Raw genomic sequence first — 18107 nt, 5'->3', positions numbered from 1 at the left:
GGAAACGACAAGGGAGGCGACATGGCCTCCCTTGGTTTTCTTCAGTGGGCAGTGTGGTCTAGTGGCGTGCGCGTTTTTTCTGGCGATCGAATTCCTCGGGGCTGATCCTCGTGACTTCGGATACCCGACAGGTTTGCCGGTCAGCTTTGACTTTCGTGGCCTCCGAACAAAGTTTGTTGGCCTGGCCATCGGTCGATATCGAGATTTTCGAAGCCAGTACTGCCGCGCTGCAGCCATTGCGGAAGGTCAGTTGATAGTGGTCCTCGCCGTCGCGCACATAGATGCGCTTGCCGTTCCCACTGCCGCGCACGATCTGCTGTCCGTCCCCGAGTGTCGCGCAACCTTCCAGCGGCATGGGGTCCTGTTCCGCGTGTGCGGCCGGCATGGTCGATAGGCATGCCGCGACGATGACGAGACTGAGAGGGAGTTTCATTCGGAATACCTTGATCGGAAGTGACCGGATTGGCCGGCGCTCAAGGTATCGATGTACGGCGCATACCGAATCTGTCGGAGGTCCATATGACTTGCGTCATCGGTGACGCAAGTCATGCAACCGATTCGCACGCTGTTGCATCCATATCAGATTGGGTCGCGCGAATATTGCGCATTGCACACAACAAAAGCGGCCATTGGCCGCTTTTTCGTGCAGTCGCTACCGCATCACTTCATGCGGTAGGTGATCCGGCCCTTGGTCAGGTCGTAGGGCGTCATCTCGACCTTGACCTTGTCGCCGGTCAGGATGCGGATGTAGTTCTTGCGCATGCGCCCGGAGATGTGGGCGATGATCTCGTGACCGTTTTCCAGGGTGACCCGGAACATGGTGTTGGGCAGGGTCTCGGTGACTGTGCCTTCGAACTCGATGGAATCGTCTTTCGACATGGAAATCCGTGGTTGTGGAACAACTGCGCGGCGGGGCCGCAACCGGCGCATTTTACGCGTCGGCGGCGGTCTGTGCAAAAAGCGTTAAGAATTGGCCAGCTTGGAGGCCGGGAAGGTGCCGAAGCGTTGAGTCCAGCGGCCGGGAGGCTCGGGCAAGGCCGCCTGCGCGCGGACGGCCCGCATGAACGCGTCCCGGGGCAGGCTTTCAGCTCCCAGACTGAGCAGATGTGAGTTCTCGACCTGGGCGTCGATCAGCGGCCAGCCCCAGCGGCACAACTGCAGGGCCAGGGCGGCCAGCGCCACCTTTGAGCCACCGGACACGGTGCTGAACATGCTCTCGCCGAAGAACATCCTGCCGATGGCGACGCCGTAGATGCCGCCGACCAGATGGTCGCCGTCGAGCACTTCGACCGAGTGGGCGTGACCCAGGTGGTGCAGGGCGATATAGGCGGCTTGCATGTCTGCGGTGATCCAGGTGCCGTCCTGCCCCGGCCGTGGCGTGCTGGCGCAACGTTCGATGACCTGTCCGAATGCGGTATCGGCCCGAACCACCCAAGGCAGGCGTCGCAGGTGACGGCGGAAACGCGACGACAGCCGCACGCCGTCGGTCCGGAACACCATGCGCGGGTCCGGCGACCACCACAGGATCGGCTGGCCCTCGGAAAACCACGGGAAAATGCCATTGCGGTAGGCATTGAGCAGGCGCTGCGGGTGCAGGTCGCCGCCGATCGCCAGCAGTCCGTCCGGCTGCCGCAGGGCCTGTTCCACCGGCGGGAACGGCGTGGCAGGATCGGCGGACAACAGGAAAGGGCGCTGGCTCACGCGATCATTGTAGGCAGCGTCCGGTGGGCTCAGCCGCCGTTGCGGAACGGCGAATGCGCCGCCAGCAGCCCGGCGTAGCGGCGCACGGATTCGGTTTCGTCCGCACACCAGCGCGTCAGCGCCTCGGCGAAGTCGGCATCGACCAGCCAGTGCCGGCTGCGCACGAGGGTCGGCAGGAAGCCGCGGGCGATCTTGTGCTCGCCTTGCGCACCCGGCTCGAACACGGTCAGGCCGTGCCGCAGGCAGTAGTCGATGCCTTGGTAGTAGCAGGTTTCGAAGTGCAGGCCAGGTAGTCGGCGCCCATCGGGCAGGCCGTGCGCGCCCCAGTAGCGCCCGTACAGGGTGTCGCCGCCGCGCAGGCACAGGGCGCCGGCGATCGGTCGGTTGTCGAATTCGGCCAGGAACAGCACCAGTTGCCGCGGCAGGGTGCGCGCCAGGTGTTGCAGGAAGGCCAGGGTCAACGCCGGCGAATTGCCGTAGTCGGCGAAGGTCTGCAGGTAGAAGTCGTGCATCGCCGCCAGATCCGCCGGGCTGGCTTCATCGCCGTGCAGGACGCGGAAGACCACCCCGGCCTCGGCGACCTTGCGCCGCTCCTGGCGGATGTTCTTGCGGTGCTTGTGGTCCATCGCCGACAGGAAATCGTCGAAGTCCCGCCAGCCGGCGTTGTTGTGCCAGTGGTACTGCACGTCCAGTCGCGGCAGCCAGTCGTCGGCAAACACGCCGTCCTCCTCGGCGGTGTGGAAATTGACGTGGGCCGACGACAGGCCCAGCCGCCGCGTCTCGTCCACGATGGCATCCAGCAAGGCGCGGCGGGATGCGTCGTCACGGGCCAGCAGGCGCAGGCCGGTGACCGGCGAATAGGGCACCGCGCACAGCCATTTGGGGTAGTAGTCCATGCCGTAGCGCGCGTAGGCGTGTGCCCAGGCGTGATCGAACACGAACTCGCCGTGCGAGTTGTCCTTCAGATAGCCCGGCGCGGTAGCAATCAGTTCGTCGCCGTCCCATAGGGTGAGGTGGTGCGGCTGCCAGCCCCAGTCCGGGCGCAGGCAGCCGGTGTCTTCCAGGCCGGACAGGAAAGCGTGGCTGATGAACGGATTGCGGCCATCGTGCAGGGCATCCCAGCATGCGGCGGGTATGCCGGAAAGTCTTCGATGTATCCGTAGGTCAGCCATGTATCAGTCGTCATCCCGGCGAAAGCCGGGGTCCAGCGTCTGCCGGGACGACAAACAGACGGTCAGCCTGCGTTCTCCAGGAACCGGTCCGCGTCCAGCGCCGCCATGCAGCCGAAGCCGGCCGAGGTGATCGCCTGGCGGTAGTGCTGGTCGGTCACGTCGCCGGCGGCGAACACGCCCAGGATGTTGGTCGCGGTGGCGTTGCCGGCCAGCCCGGATCGGATCCGCAGGTAGCCGTTGTCCATTTCCAGCTGGCCATCGAACAGGCCGGTATTGGGTGTGTGGCCGATGGCGACGAAGAAGCCGTGCACCGGGATGTCGCGAGTGCTGTCGTCGGTCACCGATTTCACCCGCACGCCGGTCACGCCGGCCTCGTCGCCGAGTACTTCGTCGACGACATGGTTCCAGACGAATTCGACCTTGCCTTCGGCGGCCTTGGCGAACAGACGATCCTGCAGGATCTTTTCCGAACGCAGGGCGTCGCGGCGGTGGACCACGTAGACCTTGCGGGCGATATTGGACAGGTACAGCGCCTCTTCCACCGCGGTGTTGCCGCCGCCGATCACCGCCACGTCCTGGTCGCGGTAGAAGAAGCCGTCGCAGGTGGCGCAGGCGGACACGCCGCGGCCCTTGAACTTCTCCTCAGATTCCAGGCCCAGGTAGCGGGCGGTGGCGCCGGTGGCGATGATCAGGGCATCGCAGGTGTAGCTGCCGTTGTCGCCGGTCAGGGTGAACGGACGCCTGGACAGGTCCGCACCGTGGATGTGGTCGAAGATCACTTCGGTCTCGAAGCGTTCGGCGTGCTCCTGCATCTGCTGCATCAGCCCCGGTCCCTGCAGGTCGTGGGCGCCGCCGGGCCAGTTTTCGACTTCGGTGGTGGTCATCAATTGGCCGCCTTGTTGCAAGCCGGTGATCAGTACCGGCTTGAGGTTGGCGCGGGCGGCGTAGACGGCGGCGGTCCAGCCGGCCGGTCCGGAACCGAGGATCAGCAGGCGGGCGTGTTTGGCGGGGGCGTCGGAGGGGCTCATGTATACTCGAAACGGTTCGGAAAGGACGGCATTGCGGCGTTTCCAGCGGACCACAACGCAGGTCCATAGAGTGGCGATGCGGGCTGGTCGAATCAAGGCGTCCGGTGGAATGCGCCGGTCCATTCGCTCGCAGATGCGGACAGGCAGGGGAGCAGGCGGCAAGCAACGGTTTGCTTGGGCGGTGCGTTGGCGGCACTGGCCGCGGAGGATCCGTTCCGGCACCTGAAATCCGCGATGGATTCATTTATTATCAGTCACTAACGGAATATTCCTAAGGTCAGGCATAGGTGGCGAAACAGCTTTCGGAACGCGGCAAGGCCAAGAACGGCAAGGAAGGCAAGGCGACCGCACGCAGCGCTTCGGCCGCACCGACGCGACGCCAGCGGCTGTGGCGCGACCTGGCCCTGATCGCCATCGCGCCCTTGCTGCTGTACCTGCTGGCCTGCCTGTTCACCTATTCGGCCAGCGACCCGGGCTGGTCGCATACCGGCAGCCTGACCGCGCCGGTGCACAACCTGGGCGGCATCGTCGGCGCCAAGCTGGCCGACCTGCTGCTGGGTTTCGTTGGTTACGTGGCCTTCCTGCTGCCGCTGATCCTTGGTGCGGTGGCCTGGATCGCGCTGTTCGGCATGGACAGCGACGGCGATGGCGACGTCGACCTCGGTCCGGCGTTGAGGTTGGTGGGCATGGTCGGTTTCGTGATCGCCGCCACTGGCCTGCTGTACATGCGCGGCCTGTCGGCCGACAGTTTCTCGGCCGGTGCCGGCGGCATCCTCGGACGGCTGGTCGGTGGTTCGCTGAACGGCCTGTTCGGCAGCCTGGGCAGCAATCTGTTCCTGCTGGCGCTGCTGCTGGTGTCGATCACCCTGGCGACCGGGCTGTCGTGGTTCGCGGTGATGGAACGCATCGGCGGCTGGGTGCTGGCGTTGCCGGCGCTGTTGCGTCGCAGCGGCAAGCAGGCCAGCGAATGGCAGCAGACCCGCGCCCTGCGCGAGCAGCGCGAGGAAGTGCGCAAGACCGATGCGGTGCAGCGCGCCCGCCGCGAGCCGGTGAAGATCGAGCCGCCGCCGGCCCCGGTGATCGAGAAGAGCGACCGCGCCAAGCGCGAGCAGCAGATCCCGCTGTTCCACGGTACCGGCGGCGACGGCTCCGGGCTGCCGCCGCTGGCCCTGCTGGACGACCCCAAGCCGCAGCCGAAGGGCTATTCGGAAGAGACACTGGAAACCCTGTCGCGGCAGATCGAGTTCAAGCTGAAGGATTTCCGCATCGACGCCGAGGTGGTCGGCGCCTATCCGGGTCCAGTCATCACCCGTTTCGAGATCGAACCGGCGCCGGGGGTCAAGGTCAGCCAGATCAGCTCGCTGGACAAGGACATCGCCCGCGGCCTGAGCGTGAAGTCGGTGCGCGTGGTCGACGTGATCCCGGGCAAGTCGGTGATCGGGCTGGAAATCCCCAACACCAGCCGCGAGATGATCTACCTGAGCGAGCTGCTGCGCTCGAAGGAATACGACAAGTCGGCCAGCCCGCTGACGCTGGCGCTGGGCAAGGACATCGCCGGTCGGCCGACGGTCGCCGACCTGGCGCGGATGCCGCATCTGCTGGTGGCCGGCACCACCGGCTCGGGCAAGTCGGTGGCGGTCAATGCCATGGTCCTGAGCCTGCTGTACAAGGCCAGCCCGAAAGACCTGCGGATGCTGATGATCGATCCTAAGATGCTCGAGCTGAGCGTCTACCAGGACATTCCGCACCTGCTGGCACCGGTGGTCACCGACATGAAGGAGGCCGCTAACGGCCTGCGCTGGTGCGTGGCCGAAATGGAGCGCCGCTACAAGCTGATGAGCGCGGTCGGCGTGCGCAACCTGGCCGGTTTCAACAAGAAGGTGCGCGACGCCATCGACGCCGGCCAGCCGCTGCTGGACCCGCTGTTCAAGCCCAATCCCGATCTGGACGAGGCCCCGCGCCCGCTGGAGCCGCTGCCGTTCATCGTCATCTTCATCGACGAATTCGCCGACATGATGATGATCGTCGGCAAGAAGGTCGAAGAGTTGATCGCCAGGCTGGCGCAGAAGGCGCGCGCGGCCGGCATCCACCTGATCCTGGCCACCCAGCGGCCGTCGGTGGACGTCATCACCGGCCTGATCAAGGCCAACGTGCCGACCCGGATTGCCTTCCAGGTCAGTTCCAAGATCGACTCGCGCACCATCCTCGACCAGTCCGGTGCGGAAACCCTGCTCGGCAACGGCGACATGCTGTACCTGCCGCCGGGCACGGCCTTGCCCGAGCGCGTGCACGGCGCCTTCGTCAGCGACGACGAAGTGCATCGCGTGGTCGAGCACCTGAAGGCCAGCGGCCGGGCCGACTACATCGAAGGCGTACTGGAAGAAGTGCAGGTGATGGGCGACGGCGTGGTGGTCGGCGCGACCGGCCTGCCGGAATCGGCCGGCGCCGACGACCCCGAGGCCGACCCGCTGTACGACCAGGCGGTGCAGATCGTCACCGAAACCCGGCGCGCCTCGATCTCCGGCGTGCAGCGCCGGCTGAAGATCGGCTACAACCGCGCCGCGCGCTTGGTCGAGGCGATGGAAGCGGCCGGCGTGGTCAGCCCGCCCGAGCATAACGGCGACCGTCAGGTACTCGCGCCGCCGCCGCGCTGAGGGCTCGTTCCTCAGCGTGCACAGGTGCGACAAGCATCAACCGCGTGCCTCCGACATGAGCCCTGCGCAGCCAGAAGGCCAAGGGGATGATCGTGGCCGCTATCCAGCAGAGGATTGCCGTCCACAGGATGTGCGGCAGGCAAACCGTTTACGGCAAGCAATGGCGTCCATGGAAGCAGGCGGGCCTCATTGCTCCTGTATGCCGCGTCCGACGATTTCGAGCCTGCGCCAACGACGCTGGTCCGGGTCGCCCTCCATTTTCAGCAGCGCGCCGGTTTCGAATTCGAAGAGCAGGTCGTCACCCAGCCGAAAGGGTGCAGGCGGGGCATCGTGCGCCGACAGGAAGTGATGCGCCAATGCGCCGCGGATCTCGGGCGGTAACACCATGTCGATCAGCGCCCAGGCGCGGACATCGTCGAATTCCTCGCCCTCCCTGGCTGGATAAAGCACCATGACGTTGCGCCATTTGTCGTCCCAGACTTCATGCAGCACGAACATGTCCGCATCCGGCTGCCATAGCGGGAAATGGCGGATACCCGGCTCGTCGGCATGGGCGCGAGGATGCAGGGTGTGGTAGTACAAGGCGAGATGCCACCAGGCAGCATGTGCGATGCGTGGGTCGTCCTCGTCGCCGAGCGCCAGCAACTGGGGAAGCATGCCCTGAACCACGCCACGTGTTTCCGTGGCGGTTTCCAGTGCCAGTGCCAAGTGCCCCCCCCGGCGCATGCGTTCTACCAGTTGCGGAGAGTTGCTGCACCATTCGTGCAGATGGAAATCGATGCCGCAAAACGGCAGGCCGGCAGGCTCGTCGGTTTGACGCTGTTCGAGAATGCCCAGCATCCATTCGGCCGGGTCGATCGAAATTTCATCGGCGCGATATTGCGCGTTTGTCCAGAACGGGCCGGCAATGCCCGGACGTTCGATTTCCTTGCGCTGGATCAGGGCGAACAATGTGTCGGTGTCGGGAGTGGTGTCCGTACCGCAATTGGCGAGCCGGTAGGCGGCACAGGCACGCACGTAATCGGAAGGGTGGTCCAGCAGGGCGATCCAGTGCGGGGCCTGCGTGTCCCAGTCATCGCATGGTGTGATCAATACCAGGATGCCTTCCACGTGCTCGGGACTGATGCCGAAGGGGCGTTCGCGGTGCAGAGCCCGCAGCCAGTCCAGCAATGGGGTCAGGAAGGGTTCTTTATCGCCGTGGTAGCGCAGATTGTCGAGAAAGAATCCCAGCACATCGGTATGCTTGGCATGCGCCCGGACGAGGACTTCCAGCAACCAGGACAGACGATGGCGGGCCGATTCGGTTCCACCATCGTCGCGCGGCAACGTGCGCACTTCCGCAGACAGTACGGCCATCGCCAAGCGTTCGACACAGGCTTCCCGGATATCTGCGTCGTCATGCGCGAGCCAGCGCGCCATGGCCGGGTAGTAGGCTTCCCAGTCAGCTTCCTGGAACTCGTGCAGTGGAGCTTCGCGAAGTTTCCAGAAGTCGTTTGCCGCCATGGCACGATGACTCCAGTTCGGTGGCCTTACAGCGCCTCGAAGATTCCCGCCGCACCCATGCCGGTGCCGATGCACATCGTCACCATGCCGTACTTCTTTTTGTGCCGGCGCATGCCGTGGACGAGGGTGGCGGTACGGATCGCACCGGTCGCGCCCAGCGGGTGGCCGAGGGCGATGGCGCCGCCCAGCGGGTTGACCCGGGACGGGTCCAGCTTGCAGTCGCGGATCACCGCCAGCGACTGCGCGGCGAAGGCTTCGTTCAGCTCGATCCAGTCCAGCTGGTCTTCGCTGAGGCAGGCTTGCGCCAGTGCCTTCGGAATCGCCGCGATCGGGCCGATGCCCATCACTTCCGGACGCACGCCGGCGACCGAGAAGCTGACGAAGCGCGCCAGCGGGGTCAGGCCGTACTCCTTGATCGCGCGCTCGGAGGCCAGCAGCACCGCGCCGGCGCCATCGCTCATCTGCGAGCTGTTGCCGGCGGTGACGCTGCCGCCGAACTGGCCGTTGCGGAACACCGTGCGCAGCTTGGCCAGCCCTTCCAGCGTGGTCTCGGGGCGCGGGCCTTCGTCGGTATCGACGCGCTTGTTGCGGGTCAGGATGCCGCCGCCGGCCAGGTCGGGCAGGTGCGAGACGATCTCGTAGGGCGTGATCTCGTCGCGGAATTCGCCGGCCTGGATTGCGGCGATTGCCTTCTGGTGCGAAGCCAGGGCGAAAGCGTCCTGGTCCTCGCGGCTGACCTTCCATTCCTCGGCCACCTTCTCGGCGGTGATGCCCATGCCGTAGGCGATGGCGACATTTTCGTTGTTGGCGAAGACTTCCGGGCTCAAGGCGACCTTGTTGCCCATCATCGGCACCATCGACATGCTTTCGGTGCCGCCGGCCAGCATCAGGTCGGTGTTGCCCAGGCGGATCTGGTCGGCGGCCAGCGCCACCGCCTGCACGCCGGAGGAACAGAAGCGGTTGACGGTCTGCGCGGCCACGGTGTTGGGCAGCCCGGCCAGCAGCACGCCGATGCGGGCCACGTTCATGCCTTGCTCGCCTTCGGGCATGGCGCAGCCGATGATGGCGTCGTCGATGCGGTTGACGTCGATACCCGGCGCCTGTGCGATCACGGCCTTCAGCACGTGCGCCAGCATTTCGTCGGGACGAGTGTTGCGGAACATGCCCTTGGGCGCCTTGCCGACCGGGGTGCGGGTGGCGGCGACGATGTAGGCGTCCTGGATTTGTTTGCTCATGGGATGACTCCGGGATTCGGTATTCGGGGCAGGCGATTTGGGGGCAGGCGACTCGGCAGGTGACCTTTCCGAACCTCAGTTCCTGAGCGGCTTGCCGGTCTTCAGCATGTGGGCGATGCGGGCCTGGGTCTTTTCCTGCTGGGCCAGTTCGACGAAGTGCCTGCGTTCCAGCTTCAGCAGCCAGTCTTCGTCCACCACCGCATTGCGATCGACTTCGCCGCCGCACAGCACGCTGGCGATGCGCGAGGCGATTTCGTAGTCGTATTCGCTGATGAAGCGGCCTTCCAGCATGTTGACCAGCATCATCTTGAAGGTGGCGATGCCGACATCGCCGGCCACGCGAACCTGGCGCGCGGGCAGGGGCGGGCGGTAGCCGCTTTCGGCCATGGCACGCGCCTGCTGCTTGGCGATGTAGAGCGTTTCGTGGGTGTTGTAGGCCACCAGGTCGCCGGGGCGCATCAGCCCCAGTTCCCTGGCTTCCAGCGCCGAGGCCGAGACCTTGGCCATCGCCACCGTCTCGAAGGTCTTGCGCAGTTCGGCAAACACGTCGCCGCCCGGACCGGCCGCGGCGGAGGCGCGCACCGCCAGTTCCTTCAGGCCGCCACCGGCCGGCAGCAGGCCGACGCCGGCTTCGACCAGGCCGATGTAGCTTTCCAGCGCGGCCACGCTGCGGGCGCTGTGCATCTGGAATTCGCAGCCGCCGCCCAGCGCCAGCCCGCGTACCGCCGCAACCACCGGTACCAGCGCGTACTTGATCCGCTGGCTGGTGGCCTGGAAGTTGGCGACCATCGCCTCGAAGGCGTCCACCTTGCCGGCCTGCAGCAGGCCCAGCGCGCCGGCCAGATCGGCACCGGCCGAGAACGGCTCCTTCGGCTGCCAGATCACCAGGCCGTCGAACTTGAGTTCGGCGATGCCGATGGCTTCCTGCAGGCCGTCCAGCACCTGGTCGGACACCGTGTGCATCTTGGTCTTGAAACTGACCACGCCGATGCCGTCGCCGTCGGTCCACAGACGGACGCCGTCATTCTGGAACACCGTCTCGCCCGGCGCCGGCGTCTCGTCCAGCATCGGGTCGGGGAAGCGCTGGCGCTTGTACACCGGCAGCGCCGAGCGCGGCACGCTGGCGTTCCGGGTCGGGCTGTAGCTGCCGTCGGCTGCGTGCACGCCGGTGCGGCCGTCGGTGACCCAGGCCAGCAGCGGCGCGCTGCTCATGGCCTTGCCGGCGGCGATGTCCTCGGCGATCCACGCCGCTACCTGCTGCCAGCCGGCAGCCTGCCAGGTCTCGAACGGCCCCAGCGACCAGCCGTAGCCCCAGCGGATGGCCAGGTCGACATCGCGCGCGGTGTCGGCGATGTCGGCCAGGTGATAGGCGCTGTAATGGAACAGATCGCGGAAGCAGGCCCACAGGAATTGCGCCTGCGGGTGCTGGCTTTCGCGCAGCTTGGCGAACTTCTCGGCCGGATTCTTCAGCTTGAGGATTTCCACCACCTCGGCGGCGGCGGTGCGCTCGGCCGGGCGGTAGTCCTGCTTGTCCAGATCCAGCACCACGATGTCCTTGCCGACCTTGCGGAAGATGCCGGCGCCGGCCTTCTGCCCCAGCGCGCCCTTGGCGATCAGCGCCTGCAGCCATTCGGGCGACTTGAAGTAGGCATGCCACGGGTCGTCCGGCAGCAGGTCCTGCATGGTCTTGATGACGTGGGCCATGGTGTCCAGGCCGACCACGTCGGAGGTGCGGTAGGTGGCCGACTTCGGCCGCCCCAGCAGCGGGCCAGTCAGCGCATCGACCTCGTCGAAGCCCAGCCCGCTCTGCGCGGTGTGGTGGATCACCGACAGGATCGAGAACACGCCGATCCGGTTGCCGATGAAGTTGGGAGTGTCCTTGGCGTAGACCACGCCCTTGCCCAGCTGCGTGGTCAGGAAGGTTTCCAGGCCTTCCAGCGCCGCCGGCTCGGTGGTGCTGGCGGGGATCAGTTCGGCCAGGTGCATGTAGCGCGGCGGGTTGAAGAAGTGCACGCCGCAGAACCGGTGGCGAAGCTGTTCCGGAAGAACTTCCGCCAACTTGTTGATTCCCAAGCCTGATGTGTTGCTGGCGAGGATCGCGTGCTCGGCCACGAACGGCGCGATCTTCTTGTACAGGTCCTGCTTCCAGTCCATCCGTTCGGCGATCGCCTCGATGATCAGGTCGCAGTCCTTCAGTTGCTCCAGGCCGGTGTCGTAGTTGGCCGGGGTGATGGCCTGGGCCAGCGACTTGCTGGCCAGCGGGGCCGGGCTGAGCTTGCCGAGGTTGGCGATGGCCTTCAGCACCACGCCGTCGGCAGGACCGTCCTTGGCCGGCAGGTCGAACAGCACCGTGTCCACGCCGGCATTGGTCAGGTGCGCGGCGATCTGCGCCCCCATCACGCCGGCCCCCAGGACCGCGGCGCGGCGTACAAGCAGTTTCTCAGACATGATAGGCATCCATCTGTTTAGAAAGGGAATTATTCTCGAAGTTGTCTATAGCTCAGGCGCGAAAGCCGGCCGCGGCAAAACCGATCAGTTCGTTGGCCATGCGCCCACGATGCTCCGCTTCGGTGACACCGGCGGGTCGCTTGATCAGGCCGAAGTCGGCCATTGCATAGGTCAGCGCGCCGCCAAGGAAGTCCAGTCGCAGGTACAGCTCCTGCTTGCTCAGCGCCGGCAGGCAGGCGGCGATGGCGCGGGCGAATTCGCGCTGCACATGGCCGTACTGGTCGGACAGGAATTGGCGCAGGCTGTCGTTCTTCTCGGCGTAGGCGCGGGCGATGACGCGGATGAAGGCGCCGCCGCCGTGGCGGTCCTGGGCCATCGCCAGCGCCGGTTCGACGAAGGCGGCCAGGATCGCCTCCAGATCCTCCGGCCGCTCGGCTTGGGCGCGGTGCAGCTGCTCCAGCCGATGCGCGCTCATCACGTCCATGCGGCGGCGGAACACCTCGTTGACCAGGTTTTCCTTGCTGCCGAAGTGGTAGTTGACCGCGGCGATGTTGACGTCGGCGCGGGTGGTGACCTGGCGCAGCGAGGTGCCGGCAAAGCCGTGCTGCGCGAACAGTTCCTCGGCGGCGCCGAGGATGCGGTCCTTGGTGGAAAACTGCGGATGTGTCATCGCCCCTCGCCTTGCGATCATTCAAACGCTTGTTTGATGATAGGACCAATCCCGGACCGGGTCAATCGCCTGATCGGCACCTGATCGAAAAGGGGCGAAAAAATCATGTGCGTTTGCAAAACAATCCGCTAAAATTACCGCAGCCATATCGGCTAAACCCGCGTCCACACGCGGGTTTTTCCATGCTAATCTGGCCGTTCGCGATCGCCTGCGGCCCCGTTTCGGAGACAATTCCCATGGCGCTGGAGCGCACCCTGTCCATCATCAAGCCAGATGCCGTTGCCAAGAATGTCATTGGCGACATCTATTCGCGATTCGAAAAGGCCAGCCTGAAGATCGCCGCCGCGAAGATGAAACATCTTTCGCGCGCGGAGGCCGAAGGCTTCTATGCCGTGCATCGCGAGCGTCCGTTCTTCAATGCACTGGTCGAGTTCATGATCAGCGGCCCGGTGATGATCCAGGTGCTGGAAGGTGAAGGCGCCATCCTGAAGAACCGCGAACTGATGGGCGCGACCAATCCGAAGGAAGCCGCGCCGGGCACGATCCGCGCCGACTTCGCCGATTCGATCGATGCCAATGCGGTGCACGGTTCGGATGCGCCGGAAACGGCGGCGGTCGAGATCGCCTATTTCTTCCCCAGCACCGACGTGTACGCGCGCTAAGACGAGGATTGATCGTGATTGGCGAGGAACAGGCAACACGGGCACCGACATCGGGCAATGCGCCTGATGCGGCGACTCCCGCGCCGGTTCCCGCCGACCGGCAGAACCTGCTCGAACTGGATCGGGCGGGGCTGGAACGCTGGTTCGCCGATACCCTCGGCGAACAGCGTTTCCGCGCGCACCAGGTGATGAAGTGGATCCATCACCGCCACGTTACCGATTTCGGGCAGATGACCGACCTTGGCAAGGCCTTGCGCGCCAAGCTGGAGCAACGCGCAGAAGTGCGGGTGCCGGACGTGCAGTTCGACAAGCCTTCGGCCGACGGCACCCACAAGTGGCTGCTCGGCATGGACGGCAGGAACGCGATCGAAACCGTCTACATCCCGGACAAGACCCGCGGCACCCTGTGCGTGTCTTCGCAGGTTGGTTGCGCACTGAATTGCCAGTTCTGTTCGACTGCCACTCAGGGCTTCAACCGCAACCTGTCCACCGCCGAAATCATCGGCCAGGTGTGGGTGGCTGCGCGCCACCTCGGCAACGTGCCGCACCAGCAGCGGCGCCTGACCAACGTGGTGATGATGGGGATGGGCGAGCCGCTGGCCAATTTCGACAACGTCGTGCGCGCGATGAGCGTGATGCGCGACGACCTTGGATATGGTCTGGCCAACAAGCGGGTGACGCTGTCCACCGCCGGCATGGTGCCGATGATCGACCGCCTGTCCGTCGAGAGCGACGTCTCGCTGGCGGTATCGCTGCATGCGGCGAACGACGAACTGCGCAGCGAACTGGTGCCGTTGAACAAGAAGTACCCGGTCGCCGAACTGATGGACGCCTGCGTGCGCTACCTGCAGGCCAATTCGCGCCGCGATTCGATCACCTTCGAATACACCCTGATGCACGGCGTCAACGACCGTCCCGAACATGCGCGCCAGCTGGCCCGGTTGATGCGGCAGTTCTGCAACACCATGCAGTCGCGCGAGGCGGCCAAGGTCAACCTGATTCCGTTCAATCCGTTCCCAGGCACCCGCTTCGAGCGCACGCCGGAAGAAGACGTGCGTGCGTTCCAGAAGATACTGATCGACGCCAACGTGCTGACCCTGGTCCGGCGCACGCGCGGCGACGACATCGACGCCGCCTGCGGCCAGCTGAAGGGGCAGGTGATGGACCGAACCCGACGCCAGGCCGAGTTCCGGCGCCGGCTGCAGGAGCAGGGCGGAGTCGACCATGCGGCGTGAGCTGGTGCTGATGCTGCTGGTCGTGGCCCTGCTCGCCGCGGGTTGTTCGCGGCTGACCTTCATCCGCCCCTCGCCGAAGATTGAAAGCTTCGAGCCGCCGAAGTCCGAGTACAACGTCCAGGACAGCGAAGCCACCCAGCAGCGGCTGGCCGTGCAGGAACGGCTGGCCCTGGCCACCCAGCGCCTGCGCAGCGGCGATCTGGACACCGCCGAACGCGAGGCTCGCACGGTGCTGAAGGAAAGCCCGGATTCGGCCGATGCGTATACCCTGCTGGCGATCATCGAGGAGCGTCGCGGCAATGCCGAGCGCGCCGGCGAGCACTACAAGCGCGCAGCCGAGCTGGCACCAAGGCAGGGCGGAGCGCTGAACAACTACGGCGCCTGGCTGTGCGCCAATGGCTATCCGGCCGAATCGCTGCTGTGGTTCGACCGCGCCCTGGCCACCCCTAATTACCCGACGCCTGCGGCGGCGCTGGCCAATGCCGGCAGCTGCGCGCTGGACAGCGGCCAGGCCGAACGCGCCGAGCGCGACCTGCGCGGCGCGCTCGGACTGGATTCGCAGAACGCCGTCGCCCTGGCCGCCATGGCCGGGCTCAAGTACCGGCAGGGGCAGTACCTCGACGCCCGTGCCTTTTCCCAGCGCAGGCTGGCCGCGGCGCCGGCCAATCCGGAAACATTGCGACTGGCTGCCGAAATCGAGGAAAAACTGGGTGACAAGGCTGCCGCCTCTCGCTATTTTGATCGGCTACGGACCGAGTTTCCGGATGCTGGCGCTGCAAGCACAGGGGAATCCGCAAGACCATGAGCGATATTCGTTCGATGCAATCTCCGTCGATGGCGGGCAGCGGCGTCGGCGCTGCGCTGCGTCAGGCGCGGGAACAGGCCGGCCTCAGCCTGGAGCAGGTCGGCAAACAGCTGAAAATGCAGGTGCGGGCGCTGGAGTCGCTGGAAGCCGAACAGTGGGAGCGGCTCGGCGCCTGGGTATTCGTGCGCGGGCAGCTGCGCAGCTACGCCCGCTTCCTGAAGCTCGACATCGAGCCCTACCTGCCGCAGGTGCAGGCCGGATTCGAACGCCCGGCCGAACTGGTCAGCCATACCTACACGCCGCATTACCAGGTGGTGCTGGAAAGCATCGGCCGGCGCGCGGTGTACGTGGTGCTGACGGCCGCCATCGCGATCCCGGTGTGGCTGGCGACCCGACCGCACTTGGGCAACGAGGCCCGTCGCACCGCTTCGCTGGAGGTCGTTCCGGTGGATGCCAAGGTGACCCCGGCCGCGTCGGCGGCCAGCCCGGGCAAGGTCCATGGCCCTTCGCGCCGGCAGGCTTCGCCGATCACCGCCTCGCTGGCGCCGCTGCCACGCAGCGCCCCGGCGTTGTCGCTGCGTTTCAGTGGCGACAGTTGGGTTCAGGTCTCCGGCCCGGATGGAGAGCTGGTGGAACAGGGCTTGTTCGAGGCGGGCGATCAACGCAGCTACCGCAAGGGCGAGGTGGGTGACGTGGTGCTGGGCAATGCCGCGGCGGTCGAGGTTCAGCTAGCCGGGAGTACGGTAGACACCGCTCCGTACCAGCGGGCAAACGTGGCCCGCTTTACGGTATCCTCCGAAGGCTCGCTGGAGCCCGCCGAACGCTGATCCGGGCGGACCTGCGACACCGGCAACCCCGAACAATCCGTACAGAAGAAACGACCGGCCGCCCGCAAGGGCGGCGCAAGAGAACGCATGGCGATTGACGATCTGCTCGACGAGCACGAACAAGGTGAGCGCGTCCGCAACTGGCTCAAGGACAACGGTACCGGCTTGATTGCTGGTATCGCCCTGGGTCTGGCGGCGATTCTGGGGTGGCAGTGGTGGCAGAAGGACAAGCTGCAGGGCAAGCAGCAGGCCTACACCGCCTATCAGGACGTCGATGACCTGCTGCAGGTTGAGGGTGACGACACGCCCGACCTGGACAAGGCCAGGTTGGAGATCGCCGGGCTCGACGGCAAGGACCCGATCTACCGCGATCTGGCCACGCTGCGTCTGGCCCGCGCCCAGGTCGATGCCGGCAAGACCGACGACGCCATCGCCACCTTGCGTGCGCTGAAGCCCGAGCCGGCGCTGAAGGCGCTGGTCGATCAGCGGCTGGCGCGCCTGCTGGTCGAAACCGGCAAGCCTGACGAAGCCCTGTCCGTGCTGGGCCAGTCCAAGGATTCGGCCAGCCTGGAAATCCGCGGCGATGCCGAACTGGCCGCCGGCAAGACCGACGTCGCCCGCGACCTCTACCTGAAGGCCCTGACCGGGCTGGATATTGCTTCGCCGCAGCGACGCCTGCTGGAACTGAAGCTGACCCATGTCGGCGGTACGCCGCCCAAGCCCGCCGAGCCCGCATGATGAAGTCCGTTTTCGTGAAAGCCCGCGCCACCGGAACGCGCGCCCTCGGCGTGTTCGCCATGCTCGCAATGCTGGCCGGCTGCAGCACCATCAAGGGCTGGTTCGGCAACAAGGACAAGGAAGGCGAAAAGCCGACCGAGCCGGCCGAACTGGTCGATTTCACCCCCACGGTGCAGGTGTCCAAGCTGTGGAGCGCCAATGTCGGCGACGGCGAAGGTCGCCTGGGCCTGTGGCAGGCGCCGGCGATTGCCGATGGCCGCGTCTACGCGGCGGCGGTCGAGGGCGGCGTGTACGCGCTGGACCTGCAGACCGGCAAGGAAATCTGGCGCTACCGCCCGGACAAGGATGCGCCCGAATCGGTGATGCCGCAGGCGGAGATCCGCGAGGCGCCGGAAGGCGGCGACGAGACCAAGGAAGAGAAGCGCCTGCGCAAGGAGGCCAACAAGCTGGCCAAGAAGCGCGCCAAGCGCAAGCTCGACCTGCGCCTGTCCGGCGGTCCCGGCGTCGGCGGTGGTCTGGTCGTGATCGGCACGCTGTCGGGCAAGGTGATCGCGCTGGATGCCGCCAACGGCAGCGAGAAGTGGCGCGCGCAGGTACGCAGCGAGATCATTTCGGCGCCGGCCATCGGCGAGAACCTGGTGCTGGTGCGCGGCAATGACGGCACCGTGACCGCCTTCGACGCCGGCAGTGGCGAGCAGCGCTGGTTTGCCCAGCAGGATACGCCGGCATTGACCGTGCGCGGCAATGCGCCGCTGGTACTTGGCCCTAGCGTGGTCTTCGTCGGCAACGACAACGGCAACGTGACGGCACTGTCGCTGAGCGATGGCCGCCTGCTGTGGGAACTGCCGGTCGGCATTCCGGAAGGACGCAGCGAACTGGACCGCATGGCCGACGTCGACGGCGCCCCGGTGCTGGATGGCGCCACCCTGTATGCGACAAGCTACAAGCAGGAAACCGTCGCCATCGACGGCCCCAGTGGCCGGGTCATGTGGACCCGCGACAATGGCGGTGTGGGTGGCCTGGCCCTGTCCTATGCCAGCGTCTTGGTGAGCGACCGCGAAAGCACGGTGTGGGCGCTGGAGCGTTACGGCGGCGGCGCGCTGTGGTCGAATCCGACCCTAGCCCGGCGCTCGCTGACCGCACCGACGGTGCAGGGCGATTACGCGGTGGTCGGCGATTTCGACGGCTACGTGCACTGGCTGAAGCTGGACGACGGCCAGTTGGCCGCGCGCATGCGCGCCGGTGGCGAAGCGATCCGCGCCAAGCCGGTGGTGGTCGACGGCATCGCGGTGGTGCAGAACGTCGAAGGCGAACTGACTGCGTTCAAGCTGGACTGATATCCGAACAAGGCTGCGGCAAGCGTCCGCAGCCGATCCGGTCGCCGTCGGCGACCCACCCGCCGGGGCAAAAGCGGTTACGCTTGCCCCGG

The 18107-nt window shown here is 66.0% G+C and carries 16 protein-coding genes; 7 read left to right on the top strand and 9 right to left on the bottom strand.

Translation table 11 applies throughout. The features are described from left to right. Window positions 1-58: 58 nt before the first annotated feature. The 5 genes from CSC70_RS09030 to trxB all read right to left on the bottom strand — a co-directional run bounded on the left by CSC70_RS09030 (window position 59) and on the right by trxB (window position 3901). On the bottom strand, window positions 59-433 hold the full coding sequence (locus tag CSC70_RS09030) for a hypothetical protein (RefSeq protein ID WP_162456350.1): 375 nt from the start codon (window positions 431-433) through the stop codon (window positions 59-61). A 227-nt stretch (window positions 434-660) separates the two neighbouring features. Then, window positions 661-879 carry a translation initiation factor IF-1 gene (infA, locus tag CSC70_RS09025; protein WP_162456349.1) on the bottom strand — a complete coding sequence of 73 codons (219 nt, stop codon included), beginning with the start codon at window positions 877-879 and terminating at the stop codon, window positions 661-663. 84 nt (window positions 880-963) lie between these two features. Continuing rightward, window positions 964-1701 carry a leucyl/phenylalanyl-tRNA--protein transferase gene (gene aat / locus CSC70_RS09020; RefSeq protein ID WP_162456348.1) on the bottom strand — a complete coding sequence of 246 codons (738 nt, stop codon included), beginning with the start codon at window positions 1699-1701 and terminating at the stop codon, window positions 964-966. A gap of 29 nt (window positions 1702-1730) precedes the next feature. Beyond that, window positions 1731-2873 (bottom strand): GNAT family N-acetyltransferase, encoded by a 1143-nt coding sequence (locus tag CSC70_RS09015; protein ID WP_162456347.1) that lies wholly within the window; start codon window positions 2871-2873, stop codon window positions 1731-1733. A 62-nt stretch (window positions 2874-2935) separates the two neighbouring features. Continuing rightward, window positions 2936-3901, bottom strand: coding sequence for a thioredoxin-disulfide reductase (gene trxB, locus CSC70_RS09010; RefSeq protein WP_162456346.1), 966 nt, complete (start codon window positions 3899-3901; stop codon window positions 2936-2938). A 287-nt stretch (window positions 3902-4188) separates the two neighbouring features. On the opposite strand from trxB, the gene CSC70_RS09005 reads away from it, so the two are divergent. Further along, the gene (locus CSC70_RS09005; RefSeq protein WP_162456345.1) at window positions 4189-6555 is read left to right on the top strand and encodes a DNA translocase FtsK; all 2367 of its coding nucleotides are present in this window, start codon (window positions 4189-4191) and stop codon (window positions 6553-6555) included. 186 nt (window positions 6556-6741) lie between these two features. Here the strand turns inward: CSC70_RS09005 and CSC70_RS09000 are convergent, their stop codons facing one another. From CSC70_RS09000 to CSC70_RS08985, 4 genes are all read right to left on the bottom strand, one after another. Continuing rightward, on the bottom strand, window positions 6742-8058 hold the full coding sequence (locus tag CSC70_RS09000; protein WP_162456344.1) for a hypothetical protein: 1317 nt from the start codon (window positions 8056-8058) through the stop codon (window positions 6742-6744). A gap of 26 nt (window positions 8059-8084) precedes the next feature. Next, on the bottom strand, window positions 8085-9293 hold the full coding sequence (locus tag CSC70_RS08995) for an acetyl-CoA C-acyltransferase (RefSeq protein ID WP_162456343.1): 1209 nt from the start codon (window positions 9291-9293) through the stop codon (window positions 8085-8087). A gap of 75 nt (window positions 9294-9368) precedes the next feature. After that, window positions 9369-11741 (bottom strand): 3-hydroxyacyl-CoA dehydrogenase/enoyl-CoA hydratase family protein, encoded by a 2373-nt coding sequence (locus tag CSC70_RS08990; protein WP_162456342.1) that lies wholly within the window; start codon window positions 11739-11741, stop codon window positions 9369-9371. A 52-nt stretch (window positions 11742-11793) separates the two neighbouring features. Next, window positions 11794-12411 carry a TetR/AcrR family transcriptional regulator gene (locus CSC70_RS08985; RefSeq protein ID WP_162456341.1) on the bottom strand — a complete coding sequence of 206 codons (618 nt, stop codon included), beginning with the start codon at window positions 12409-12411 and terminating at the stop codon, window positions 11794-11796. Window positions 12412-12647: 236 nt separating this feature from the next. Between CSC70_RS08985 and ndk the strand changes: the two genes are divergently transcribed. The 6 genes from ndk (at window position 12648) to bamB (ending at window position 18015) form a co-directional block, all read left to right on the top strand. Continuing rightward, window positions 12648-13073, top strand: coding sequence for a nucleoside-diphosphate kinase (gene ndk / locus CSC70_RS08980; RefSeq protein ID WP_162456340.1), 426 nt, complete (start codon window positions 12648-12650; stop codon window positions 13071-13073). 17 nt (window positions 13074-13090) lie between these two features. Then, the gene (gene rlmN / locus CSC70_RS08975; RefSeq protein ID WP_162456578.1) at window positions 13091-14308 is read left to right on the top strand and encodes a dual-specificity RNA methyltransferase RlmN; all 1218 of its coding nucleotides are present in this window, start codon (window positions 13091-13093) and stop codon (window positions 14306-14308) included. Between the two features lie 7 nt (window positions 14309-14315). Further along, on the top strand, window positions 14316-15113 hold the full coding sequence (gene pilW, locus CSC70_RS08970) for a type IV pilus biogenesis/stability protein PilW (RefSeq protein ID WP_425501565.1): 798 nt from the start codon (window positions 14316-14318) through the stop codon (window positions 15111-15113). Beyond that, entirely contained in the window at window positions 15110-15940 is an 831-nt protein-coding gene (locus CSC70_RS08965) for a helix-turn-helix domain-containing protein (protein WP_162456338.1), read from the top strand. Before pilW ends, CSC70_RS08965 begins: the two co-directional genes overlap by 4 nt. A gap of 87 nt (window positions 15941-16027) precedes the next feature. Further along, window positions 16028-16678 carry a YfgM family protein gene (locus CSC70_RS08960; protein ID WP_162456337.1) on the top strand — a complete coding sequence of 217 codons (651 nt, stop codon included), beginning with the start codon at window positions 16028-16030 and terminating at the stop codon, window positions 16676-16678. Further along, window positions 16675-18015: an outer membrane protein assembly factor BamB gene (gene bamB, locus CSC70_RS08955; protein WP_162456336.1), complete on the top strand. Its 1341-nt coding sequence runs from the start codon at window positions 16675-16677 to the stop codon at window positions 18013-18015. Before CSC70_RS08960 ends, bamB begins: the two co-directional genes overlap by 4 nt. Window positions 18016-18107: the final 92 nt, after the last annotated feature.

Source organism: Pseudoxanthomonas kalamensis DSM 18571 (genome assembly GCF_010211745.1).
Classification (GTDB): domain Bacteria; phylum Pseudomonadota; class Gammaproteobacteria; order Xanthomonadales; family Xanthomonadaceae; genus Pseudoxanthomonas_A; species Pseudoxanthomonas_A kalamensis.
The sequence above is the reverse complement of the archived record's forward strand: the minus strand, read 5'-3'. Positions and strand labels throughout refer to the sequence as shown.

Coding starts and splice junctions, on each gene's coding strand:
- CSC70_RS09030 (WP_162456350.1), bottom strand. CDS start 433: ATGAAACTCCCTCTCAGTCTCGTCATCGTCGCGGCATGCCTATCGACC.
- infA (WP_162456349.1), bottom strand. CDS start 879: ATGTCGAAAGACGATTCCATCGAGTTCGAAGGCACAGTCACCGAGACC.
- CSC70_RS09015 (WP_162456347.1), bottom strand. CDS start 2,873: ATGGCTGACCTACGGATACATCGAAGACTTTCCGGCATACCCGCCGCA.
- trxB (WP_162456346.1), bottom strand. CDS start 3,901: ATGAGCCCCTCCGACGCCCCCGCCAAACACGCCCGCCTGCTGATCCTC.
- CSC70_RS09000 (WP_162456344.1), bottom strand. CDS start 8,058: ATGGCGGCAAACGACTTCTGGAAACTTCGCGAAGCTCCACTGCACGAG.
- CSC70_RS08995 (WP_162456343.1), bottom strand. CDS start 9,293: ATGAGCAAACAAATCCAGGACGCCTACATCGTCGCCGCCACCCGCACC.
- CSC70_RS08990 (WP_162456342.1), bottom strand. CDS start 11,741: ATGTCTGAGAAACTGCTTGTACGCCGCGCCGCGGTCCTGGGGGCCGGC.
- CSC70_RS08985 (WP_162456341.1), bottom strand. CDS start 12,411: ATGACACATCCGCAGTTTTCCACCAAGGACCGCATCCTCGGCGCCGCC.
- ndk (WP_162456340.1), top strand. CDS start 12,648: ATGGCGCTGGAGCGCACCCTGTCCATCATCAAGCCAGATGCCGTTGCC.
- CSC70_RS08965 (WP_162456338.1), top strand. CDS start 15,110: ATGAGCGATATTCGTTCGATGCAATCTCCGTCGATGGCGGGCAGCGGC.
- CSC70_RS08960 (WP_162456337.1), top strand. CDS start 16,028: ATGGCGATTGACGATCTGCTCGACGAGCACGAACAAGGTGAGCGCGTC.
- bamB (WP_162456336.1), top strand. CDS start 16,675: ATGATGAAGTCCGTTTTCGTGAAAGCCCGCGCCACCGGAACGCGCGCC.